Origin of the sequence: Halomonas cupida, from assembly GCF_900142755.1 — a bacterium.
GTDB lineage: Bacteria > Pseudomonadota > Gammaproteobacteria > Pseudomonadales > Halomonadaceae > Halomonas > Halomonas cupida.
This window is the reverse complement of sequence record NZ_FRCA01000016.1, coordinates 68,519-79,745: the sequence shown is the minus strand read 5'-3', so window position 1 is coordinate 79,745 and position 11,227 is coordinate 68,519. Positions and strand designations below refer to the sequence as shown.

Sequence of the window (11,227 nt, the reverse complement as noted above, 5' to 3'; positions counted from 1 at the left end):
CTTCGGCCTTTTTTAGGATATCGATCTCCAGTTCCTTGCGTTCCAACTGTTTCCGCAACTGGCGATTCTCCCGCTCCAGGTCTGCCAGACTCTTCGAGGCTCCCTGGTTGGGGACGGGCTTCTGGTCTTTCTTGTGAGTGGACACGTACTCTCTCCTCCATCGACCAAGGACACTGACGGGAACATCAAATTCAGCAGCGATGACAGCTTGAGGGGCGGTCGACTCCAGAGAGTACCGGACCACATGTAACTTGTATTCCGACGTATACCGCCGACGTGTACGTAGAAGCATGACACCTCACCTCATGATGGAAAGTGAGGTGTCCACAAAATCGGGGGCATAGCACCAGTGTCGCCCCACACCTCATAGATAAAAGCCAGGGGGTTCGGGGTTCAAGCTCGAGCGTAGCGTACTCGAAGCTCGTCGCTCGCGGCTGAGGTACTGCTCGAGCGTAGCGTACTCGCGACCCACATGGATGTGGGAAGTGCGTTTGTTCGTCGGGAACGAACATAGCCAGCTCGTCGCTGGAACCAAAAAAAAAGGCGGCCCGTAGGCCGCCCGCTCCAAGCATTTCCTTGAGCGGTTCCCTCCGCTCGACTCCTTTGAGTGACGTCCTTGCCCAGAAAGCAACAACCCTGTCGCACCAGGCGCACTCAAATCGCATCCTTTACGCATCCCAGAATCAAGAGTTGGTTATCTGGGCATAGCCCTCGGCTCAGTCGATGCTCTCTCTGCCAGTACAGGACGCCTCCGTGCAGTCGCTGTGCTGTCTCCCCAGAGTGAGCACCCACTTCGCCTTTCAGATACCGCTTGCGAAGCCTGACCTCTCTGATCCATGTGGGTCATTCTGGCAGCTTTACGGGGCTTCTCAACCCCATGATTTATGCCGACCACAGCATAGAAACAACGTTTCTGTTTAAAAAATCACATTAAAATCAATCAATTAAAAAAGCCCGCGAAAAAATCGCGGGCTTCTGAGGCGTCGATTTAGCAGATATCCCACAAATCTTGTCGTCAATCTCTTACAAAACGTATCGCAATAGACAACAGAATTCGCTTATATCCGAATTGCTTACTGACCCTTGATGGCGCTGCGTCCGGGGTAACTGACGCGATCACCCAGTTCCTGTTCGATCACCAGCAGACGGTTGTACTTGGCCACGCGGTCGGAGCGACACAGCGACCCTGTCTTGATCTGCCCTGCGGAAGTGCCTACCGCCAGGTCGGCAATGGTGGTGTCTTCGGTCTCACCACTACGGTGGGAGATCACCGCAGTGAAACCAGCATCCTGAGCCATGCGAATGGCATCCAGGGTTTCGGACAGCGAGCCGATCTGGTTGAACTTGATGAGAATGGAGTTGCCGATCTGCTCATCGATACCGCGCTTGAGGATACGGGTGTTGGTCACGAACAGGTCGTCACCGACCAACTGCACACGATCGCCCAGCTTGGCAGTCAACGACTTCCAGCCATCCCAGTCCGACTCGTCCAGGCCATCTTCGATGGAGACGATCGGATACTCGTTGGTCAGGCCCACCAGATAGTCGCCGAAACCATCAGCATCGAAGCTCTTGTCCTCACCGGCCAGCACGTACTTGCCGTCCTTGTAGAACTCACTGGCGGCACAGTCGAGTGCCAGCGTCATGTCCTTGCCCAACTCGTAGCCGGCATCAGCGATCGCCTGCTTGATCACCGCCAGGGCCTCGGCATTGGATGCCAGGTTGGGAGCAAAGCCACCCTCATCGCCCACCGCAGTCGCCAGGCCACGAGCCGACAGTACTTTCTTCAGGGCGTGGAACACCTCGGCGCCCATGCGCAGACCTTCGCGGAAGTTGGGAGCGCCGACCGGCTGGATCATGAACTCCTGAATGTCGACGTTGTTGTCGGCATGCTCGCCGCCGTTGAGGATATTCATCATCGGCACCGGCATCAGGTACTGGCCGGGCTGACCATAGAGCTCAGCGATATGCGCGTAGAGCGCCACGCCCTTGGCATTGGCTGCGGCCCTGGCCGCCGCCAGAGATACGGCGAGGATAGCATTGGCACCGAGGTTTTCCTTGTTCTCGGTGCCATCGAGTTCGAGCATGGCGTTGTCGAGGCCGCGCTGGTCGCGAGCATCCATCCCCATCAGGCGCTCACGAATGCTGTTGTTGACTGCATCCACCGCCTTGATCACGCCCTTGCCCAGATAGCGGCTCTTGTCGCCGTCGCGCAGCTCCAGAGCCTCCCGAGAACCGGTGGATGCCCCACTCGGCGCACAGGCCACACCTACAGCCCCACTCTCCAGGCGAACCTCCGCCTGCACAGTAGGGTTGCCACGTGAATCCAGAACCTCCAGAGCGCGAATATCGACAATCTTCGTCATGTTCTTTCGTCCTTCAGGTATCAAAGGTATGTGTCAGCGTTGTGGGGAAGACGGCACCACCATCGGATGGATGACACCGGCCTCCTCGGGGATTGGTTATCAGCGGATTTCGATTTCCGGGAACCCCTTGACCAGGTCATCCAGTGCCTTGACCTGGGTCAGGAACGGCTCAAGCTTGTCCAGCGGCAGCGCACAGGGTCCATCACACTTGGCAGAATCCGGATCCGGATGGGCTTCGAGGAACAGGCCAGCTATGCCCACGGCGACACCAGCGCGTGTCAGGTCCAGGACCTGGGCACGTCGGCCATCGGCACTATCGGCTCGCCCGCCAGGACGCTGCAGCGAGTGAGTCACGTCAAACAACAACGGGAAGCCGGAATCCTTCATCTCACCGAAGCCGAGCATATCCACCACCAGATTGTTGTAGCCGAAGCTCGAGCCTCGCTCACAGAGCAGGATACGCTCATTGCCGGCTTCCTTGAACTTGGTGATGATGTGGCGCATCTCGTGAGGCGCCAGGAACTGCGGCTTCTTGATATTGACCACGGCACCGGTCTCGGCCATGGCGACCACCAGATCGGTCTGGCGGGCAAGGAAGGCCGGCAACTGGATGACATCGGCGACCTCGGCCACCGGTGCGGCCTGCCAGGGCTCATGGACATCGGTGATCACCGGCACGCCAAAGCGCTGCTTGACCTCGGCCAGAATCTCCAGCCCCTTCTCCACGCCAGGCCCACGGAACGAGTGGATCGAACTGCGATTGGCCTTGTCGAAGCTCGCCTTGAAAACATAGGGAATGCCGAGCTTGCCAGTGACCTCGACATACTTCTCGGCCACCTCCATTGCCATGTCACGAGACTCGAGCACGTTCATCCCGGCGAACAGGACCAGCGGCAATGAATTGCCGGCCCTGAGGCCGGCAAATTCGATGGTACGTTGTGCTGCAGACATACGGATCACTCCTGATGTGCAGACTGGGCGCGAGTCCGCTGCGCCTTGTGGTTCAACGCCGCATTGACGAAGCCCGTGAACAGCGGATGACCATCGCGCGGAGTCGAGGTGAACTCCGGATGGAACTGGCAGGCCACATACCAGGGGTGGTCCGACAGCTCGATCATCTCGACCAGCGAGTTGTCGACGCTGCGCCCGGAGATCACCAGGCCGGCCTTTTCCAGTTCGTCGATGAACTGATTGTTGACCTCATAACGGTGGCGGTGGCGCTCGACGATCACTTCATCGCCGTAGGCCTCGAACGCCTTGCTGCTCTTCGCCAGACGACACTGCTGCCCGCCGAGGCGCATGGTACCGCCCAGATCAGAGGCCTCATCACGCACCTCGATCCTGCCTTCCGGCGTCAGCCACTCGGTAATCAGACCGACCACCGGATGCTGGGTGTCATGGGTGAACTCGGTGGAATTGGCATCGCTCCAGCCCGCAATATGGCGAGCGAACTCGATAACGGCCACCTGCATGCCCAGACAGATACCCAGATAGGGGATGCCGTTCTCACGAGCATAACGAGCGGTCAGAATCTTGCCCTCGACACCGCGCTCGCCGAAACCACCCGGCACCAGGATCGCATCCTTGCCAGCCAGACGCTCCGGGCCATGACGCTCGATATCCTCGGAGTCGATGTAGTCGACGTTGACCTTCACACGGGTCTGGATACCGGCGTGGATCAGCGCCTCATTGAGCGACTTGTAGGCGTCGAGCAATTCCATGTACTTGCCGACCATCGCGATGTTGATCGACTTCAGCGGGTTGAGCTTGGCGTCCAGCACCTTGACCCACTCGGCCAGATCCGCCGGCTCAGCCTCGAGACGCAGCTTGTCGCAGACGATGTCATCCAGTCCATGCTCATGCAGCATCAGCGGGATGCGATAGATGGTATCGGCATCCTGCAGCGGCACAACCGCACGCTCTTCGACATTGGTGAACAGAGCAATCTTGCGGCGCTCGGTTTCCTCGAGTTCGACCTCGGAGCGACAGATCAGGATATCCGGCTGGATACCGATCGAACGCAGTTCCTTGACCGAGTGCTGTGTCGGCTTGGTCTTGGTCTCGCCCGCTGTCTGGATGTAGGGCACCAACGTCAGGTGCATAAAGATCGCACGCTGGGCACCCAGTTCACTACGGATCTGACGAATAGACTCGAGGAACGGCAAGGACTCGATATCGCCGACGGTACCGCCGATCTCCACCAGAGCGACATCGTGACCTTCGCCGCCCTCGTAGACACGGCGCTTGATCTCGTCGGTGATATGCGGAATCACCTGCACGGTACCGCCGAGGTAATCACCGCGGCGCTCCTTGCGCAGCACGTGTTCGTAGACGCGTCCGGTGGTGAAGTTGTTGGACTGGGTCATATGAGTACGAATAAAGCGCTCGTAATGCCCCAGGTCCAGGTCCGTCTCGGCACCATCCTCGGTGACGAAAACCTCGCCGTGCTGGAACGGACTCATGGTTCCTGGATCCACATTGATATAGGGATCGAGTTTGAGCATGGTGACCTTGAGTCCGCGAGCCTCAAGAATCGCTGCCAGCGAGGCCGACGCAATGCCCTTGCCAAGTGAGGACACAACGCCGCCGGTCACGAAGATATATCGTGTCATGGAGAACCTGTCGAAACGTGATCGGTAGGCCCGGCAGAAAGCCGCGCCAGGATGGGACGACAGCGTAGCAGATATCGACTAACGGCTCAATTTCAGTCGCAGGAATACCACATCCGAGCCAACCGGTGCCTCGCTCCTGGAGCGAGGCACCGTTAACACAAAGGCTTATGACTCAATCAGTTGCACAAAATCCAGCGCACAAGCACTAGACCTCGAGATAATCGAGAATCCCCTCGGCAGCCTGACGACCCTCGTAGACAGCGGTGACCACCAGGTCCGATCCGCGCACCATGTCACCCCCGGCGAAGATCTTCTCATTGGTAGTCTGGAAGGCAAAGGCGCCGCGCTCCGGTGCCTTGACCCGCCCACGCTCGTCCATCTCGATGCCCCAGGTCTCGAACCAGGGCGCCGGGCTAGGCTGGAAGCCGAAGGCGATGACTACCGCATCGGCGGGGATGATTTCCTCGGACCCCGGCACCACTTCGGGACGCCTACGACCATTCTCGTCCGCCTCGCCAAGGCGAGTCCGCACCACCTTGACGCCTTCGACGCGTTCCTCGCCGACGACAGCGACCGGCTGACGATTGAACAAGAATTCGACGCCCTCCTCACGGGCATTGGCCACCTCACGACGAGAGCCCGGCATGTTCTCCTCGTCACGCCGATAGGCACAGGTCACCTCACGTGCGGCCTGACGAACCGCGGTGCGATTGCAGTCCATGGCGGTATCACCTCCACCCAGCACCACCACACGTTGCCCCTTCAACGACACAAAGTCGGCGGGGTCCTTCTCGAAACCCAGGCAGTGGTTGACGTTGGCGATCAGATAGTCGAGCGCCTTGTGCACGCCAGGCAGGTCCTCACCCGGGAACCCACCTTCCATATAGGTGTAGGTCCCCATACCCAGGAATACTGCATCGTACTCCTCGAGCAGGCTCTCAAAGGAGATGTCCTTGCCGATCTCGGTATTCAGACGGAATTCCACACCCATTTCCTCGAACACCGCACGGCGACGCTCCATGACAGTCTTCTCGAGCTTGAACTCGGGAATACCGAAGGTCAGCAGGCCACCAATTTCCGGATACTTGTCAAACACCACCGGGCGCACCCCATTGCGCGCCAGAATGTCAGCACAGCCGAGGCCTGCCGGACCAGCACCAATGATGGCCACCTTCCTGTCCGTCCAGGTCACGTGGCTCATATCAGGGCGCCAGCCCATGGCGAAGGCGGTGTCAGTGATGTATTTCTCTACCGAGCCGATGGTGACCGCACCGAAACCATCGTTGAGCGTACAGTCGCCTTCACAAAGCCGGTCCTGTGGGCATACGCGGCCACAGACTTCCGGCAGCGAGTTGGTGCGATGCGACAGTTCCGCCGCCTCGAGAATATTGCCCTCACTGACCAGTTGCAGCCAGTTGGGAATGTAGTTGTGAACCGGGCACTTCCATTCACAGTACGGGTTGCCGCAATGCAGACAGCGGTGCGCCTGACTGGCCGCATCCTGGGGTTTGAACGGCTCATAGATCTCGGCGAACTCGCGCGAACGTGTATGCGCGGGTTTCTTCTGCGGATCCTGACGTCCAACATCGATGAACTGGAAGTCGTTACTCATACGGTTAGCCATGGATACTCCTGTTTGTTCAGGGCGCCTGTTTGTTCAGAACGCTTCGGCAACTTATTCCGGCTGACGCCGGGATTGAGCCAACAGACCGTTGAGACTTGCTGCCTTGGGCTTCACCAACCAGAAGTGACGCACAAAGTCAGAGAAGTCCTCGAGGATGGCGCTACCGCGCTCGGAGCCGGTTTCCGCCACATATTCCTCGATGGTCTCCCTCAGGTGTCGCCGATAGGCCTCCATGGCCTCGGTATTGACGCGGTGGATCTCCACCAGTTCATGGTTGTACTTGTCGACGAAGGTACGGTCCTCATCCAGCACATAGGCAAAACCACCGGTCATGCCTGCGCCGAAGTTGACCCCGGTTTCGCCGAGCACACAGATCATGCCGCCGGTCATGTACTCGCAACAGTGGTCTCCGGCACCCTCGATGACCGCATGAGCGCCGGAGTTACGCACCCCGAAGCGCTCGCCGGCCGTACCCGCGGCAAACAGTTTGCCGCCGGTGGCACCATACAGGCAGGTATTGCCGATGATCGCTGTCCGGTGGCTCTCGAACTGGCTGGCGCTCGGCGGCACGATGACGATCTTGCCGCCATTCATGCCCTTGCCGACATAGTCGTTGGCATCGCCTTCCAGGTACAGGTACAGGCCACGAGCATTCCATACCCCGAAGCTCTGCCCCGCCACACCGGTGAACCGTGCCGTCACCGGCGCATCTTCCAGACCTACCTCGCCGTAACGCTTGGCAATGGCGCCGGAAGTCAGGGCGCCCACGGAACGATCACAGTTGGTAATGGTGAAAGAGACATCGGCACCGGCCTTGCTCTCGATTGCCGACAACAACGCCTCGAGCACCTCCTTGTTCTTCGCTCCCGGGTCATGGGGCACGTTGCGGCTGACCGAACAGAACTGCGGTGCTTCAGCCGGCACATGATCGTTGATCAGCAACGGCGTCAGGTCCAGATTGCGCTGGGAGGCCGTCACCCCCTCGAACACCTCGAGCAGATCGGTGCGTCCGATCAGGTCAGTCAGCTTGCGCACACCGACCATTGCCATCAGTTCGCGCACTTCCTCGGCAATGAAGCGGAAATAGTGCTTGACCATGTCCACGGTGCCCCGGAAGTGCTCGTCACGCAGATACTGCATCTGGGTAGCAACACCGGTTGCGCAGTTGTTGAGGTGACAGATACGCAGGTACTTGCAGCCCAATGCGACCATTGGCGCGGTACCGAAGCCGAAGCTCTCGGCACCGAGAATCGCTGCCTTGACCACGTCCAGACCAGTCTTCAGACCACCATCAGTCTGCAGACGAATCTTGTCGCGCAAGCCATTGATACGCAGAGCCTGATGTACCTCGGGCAGGCCCAGTTCCCAAGGAGAACCGGCGTGCTTGATCGAGGTCAGCGGACTGGCTGCCGTGCCGCCGTCATAACCCGACACGGTGATCAGGTCGGCATAGGCCTTGGCCACACCGGTGGCGATGGTGCCGATGCCCGGCTCCGAAACCAGCTTGACCGACACCTGGGCGTCCGGATTGACTTGCTTGAGGTCAAAGATCAGCTGCGCCAGATCCTCGATGGAATAGATGTCATGGTGAGGTGGCGGTGAGATCAGCGTCACCCCCGGTACCGCGTAGCGCAGGCGAGCAATCAGCTCATTGACCTTGCCGCCCGGCAACTGGCCACCCTCACCCGGCTTGGCGCCCTGAGCCACCTTGATCTGCAGGACTTCGGCATTGACCAGATAGGCGGGGGTCACCCCGAAGCGCCCGGAAGCGATCTGCTTGATCTTCGAGCTGCGGACGGTGCCGTAACGGGACGCATCCTCACCGCCCTCACCGGAGTTGGAACGTCCCCCGGCCTCGTTCATCGCCTGGGCCAACGCCTCATGCGCTTCCGGCGACAGTGCACCCAGCGACATGCCGGCACTGTCGAAGCGCGGCAGCAGCTCATCGACACTCTCGACCTCGTCGAGGGACAGCGGCTCGGCGGCGGGCTTGAGCTTGAGCAGATCACGAATGGTGGCCGGCTCACGGCCATTGACCAGTTCGGCGAAGCGCTGCCACTTGGTGTAGTTGCCTTCCTGCACCGCCTCCTGCAACGCCTTGACCACGTCCGGGTTGTAGGCGTGGTACTCATGGCCATGGACATACTTCATCAGCCCCCCCTGGGGGAGTCCCTTGCGCGGCAGCCAAGCATCGCGGCCCAGTGCCACCTGCTGCAGCTGAATCTCGTTGAAGCCGGTGCCCTCGATACGCGAGGCCATGCCGCTGAAACACAGGTCCATGACTTCCGACGACAGACCCACCGCCTCGAACAACTGAGAGCCACGGTAGGACGCCAGGGTCGAGATCCCCATCTTGGACAGGATCTTGAACAATCCCTTCTGCAGGCCCTTGCGATAATTCTCGCGGCCGTCCGCCGGGTTGCCGGTCAGTTCGCCGGTGCGATGCATATCGGCCATGACCTGATAGGCCAGCCATGGGTAGACCGCAGTGGCACCCACACCGAACAGTACGGCCATCTGGTGAGCATCACGGGCATAGCCGGTCTCGACCACCAGGTTGACGCGCGGCCGCAACGCCAGCTTGCCGAGATGGTGATGTACAGCACCAACGGCCAGAGCAGCGTGGATCGGTACCTGCCCCTTCGGCAGCTCCGCATCGCTGAGTATCAGGATGACCTTGTCGCCGCGTGCGGCGTCTTCTGCCTGGCGGCAGAGTTCCAGCAACGCCGCCTTGAGTCCTGTCTGTTCCGGGTCATAGCCCAGCGACAGCGTCTGGCTGGCAAAGGCCGGATCCTCGAGCGTCGCCAGGGCGGTGAACTTGCGCGGCGACAGCACTGGAGTGGTGAGAATGATGCGGTGAGCATGCTCCGGCGTTGACTTGAAGACGTTACGCTCGGCACCGATGCAGGTTTCCAGTGACATGACGATGGCTTCACGCAATGGATCAATCGCCGGGTTGGTCACCTGAGCAAACTTCTGACGGAAATAGTCGGTGAGCAGTCGATGCTTGCTCGACAGGACCGCCATGGGCGTATCGTCACCCATGGAGCCCACCGCCTCCTGGCCGCTCTCGGCCAGAGGGCGCAACAGCTGGTCGCGCTCTTCGAAGCTGACCTGGAACATCTTCTGCTGCACCTTGAGCAGGTCCGCGTCCATGGTCTGGAAGGCGGCCAGCTCGGTCAGGGCAGACTCGAGGAAGTGCGCCTGCTCCTTGAGCCAGCGCTTGTAGGGGTAGGCCGACTTGAGACGCTCATCGATATCCGAGGTATGCAGCACCTCACCGGTCTGGGTATCCACGGCAAGCAGTTGCCCCGGCCCGACGCGACCCTTGGCCACCACGTCCTCGGGCTTGTAATCATAGGTGCCGATCTCGGAGGCCAGGGTGATGAAGCCGTTGCGGGTAATCACCCAGCGCGCCGGGCGCAGGCCGTTGCGGTCGAGCATGCACAATGCCTGGCGACCGTCGGTCATGACCACGCCCGCCGGGCCATCCCAGGGCTCGACATGCATGGAGTTGTATTCATAGAAGGCACGCAGATCACCATCCATGATCTCGACGTTCTGCCAGGCCGGCGGCACCATCATGCGCACGGCACGGTGCAGTTCCATGCCACCGGTCAACAGCACTTCCAGCATGTTGTCCATGCTCGAGGAGTCAGAACCGGTGGTATTGACGATCTCGTCGAGCCCGGCGATCTCGGGCAGCCGCTCGCTGACGAAGTTCTCCTTGCGCGAGTTGGCCCAGCCACGGTTGGCCTCGATGGTGTTGATTTCACCGTTATGGGCCATCAGACGGAAAGGCTGCGCCAACGGCCAGCGTGGCGCGGTATTGGTCGAGAAGCGCTGGTGGAACACGCAGATGGCGGTTTCCAGACGCTCATTGCCCAGATCGCGGTAGAAGGCCGGCAGGTCCACCGGCATGACCAACCCCTTGTAGGACACCACCTCGCTGGACAGTGAGCAGACATAGAAGTCGGTATCGTGCTTCAAGGCCTGCTCGGCACGGCGACGAGCCATGAACAGGGAGACATCAAATGCCTCTGCATCCGTGCCCGGCTCGACAAACAGCTGGCGAATGCGCGGCAGGCACTCCAGGGCCATGGGGCCACAGACACTCGGATCGACCGGCACTTCGCGCCAGCCCAGCACCTTCAGGCCGCGTGCAGCAAGCTCGCTTTCGAGCACTTCACGCGCTGCCGCCTCACGAGCATCATCGTCGGGCAGAAAGATCGCACCGACGGCAAAACTCTCCCCAAGCTCAACGTCCAGCGCCTCACGGGCGACCTGACGCATGAAGGTGTCAGGCATCTTGAGCAGTAGACCGCAGCCGTCACCCGTCTTGCCGTCTGCGGCGATACCGCCGCGGTGGGTCATACAGGTCAATGATTCAATGGCAGTACTCAGCAGCTCATGGCTAGCCTGCCCTTCCATGTGGGCGATCAGGCCGAACCCGCAGTTGTCACGGAACTCGCCGGGTTGGTGAAGACCTCTGTTCATGGGCGCGCCTCAGATGAAGGGTTGTTGTCACAGCATTTTCGCGATATTGTTATATGTTTTTCTTATCTTCTGGATCTTTGCAGACTATCGCTAACTGCACTGAAAAAGAGTCCACAGAATATCCACGC

6 protein-coding genes are annotated in these 11,227 nt (G+C 60.0%); all 6 read right to left on the bottom strand.

All coding sequences use genetic code 11. The features are described from left to right. Window positions 1-292: transposase (locus BUE38_RS20630; protein ID WP_143166211.1), on the bottom strand; the 292-nt coding region annotated here is incomplete at its 3' end. A gap of 781 nt (window positions 293-1,073) precedes the next feature. After that, window positions 1,074-2,366 (bottom strand): phosphopyruvate hydratase, encoded by a 1,293-nt coding sequence (gene eno, locus BUE38_RS20625; protein WP_073437126.1) that lies wholly within the window; start codon window positions 2,364-2,366, stop codon window positions 1,074-1,076. 99 nt (window positions 2,367-2,465) lie between these two features. After that, window positions 2,466-3,317, bottom strand: coding sequence for a 3-deoxy-8-phosphooctulonate synthase (gene kdsA / locus BUE38_RS20620; RefSeq protein WP_073437125.1), 852 nt, complete (start codon window positions 3,315-3,317; stop codon window positions 2,466-2,468). Window positions 3,318-3,322: 5 nt separating this feature from the next. Next, window positions 3,323-4,978, bottom strand: coding sequence for a CTP synthase (locus BUE38_RS20615; protein ID WP_073437124.1), 1,656 nt, complete (start codon window positions 4,976-4,978; stop codon window positions 3,323-3,325). A gap of 205 nt (window positions 4,979-5,183) precedes the next feature. After that, on the bottom strand, window positions 5,184-6,602 hold the full coding sequence (locus BUE38_RS20610; protein ID WP_073437123.1) for an FAD-dependent oxidoreductase: 1,419 nt from the start codon (window positions 6,600-6,602) through the stop codon (window positions 5,184-5,186). Window positions 6,603-6,653: 51 nt separating this feature from the next. Continuing rightward, window positions 6,654-11,099: a glutamate synthase large subunit gene (gene gltB / locus BUE38_RS20605; protein ID WP_073437122.1), complete on the bottom strand. Its 4,446-nt coding sequence runs from the start codon at window positions 11,097-11,099 to the stop codon at window positions 6,654-6,656. Window positions 11,100-11,227: the final 128 nt, after the last annotated feature.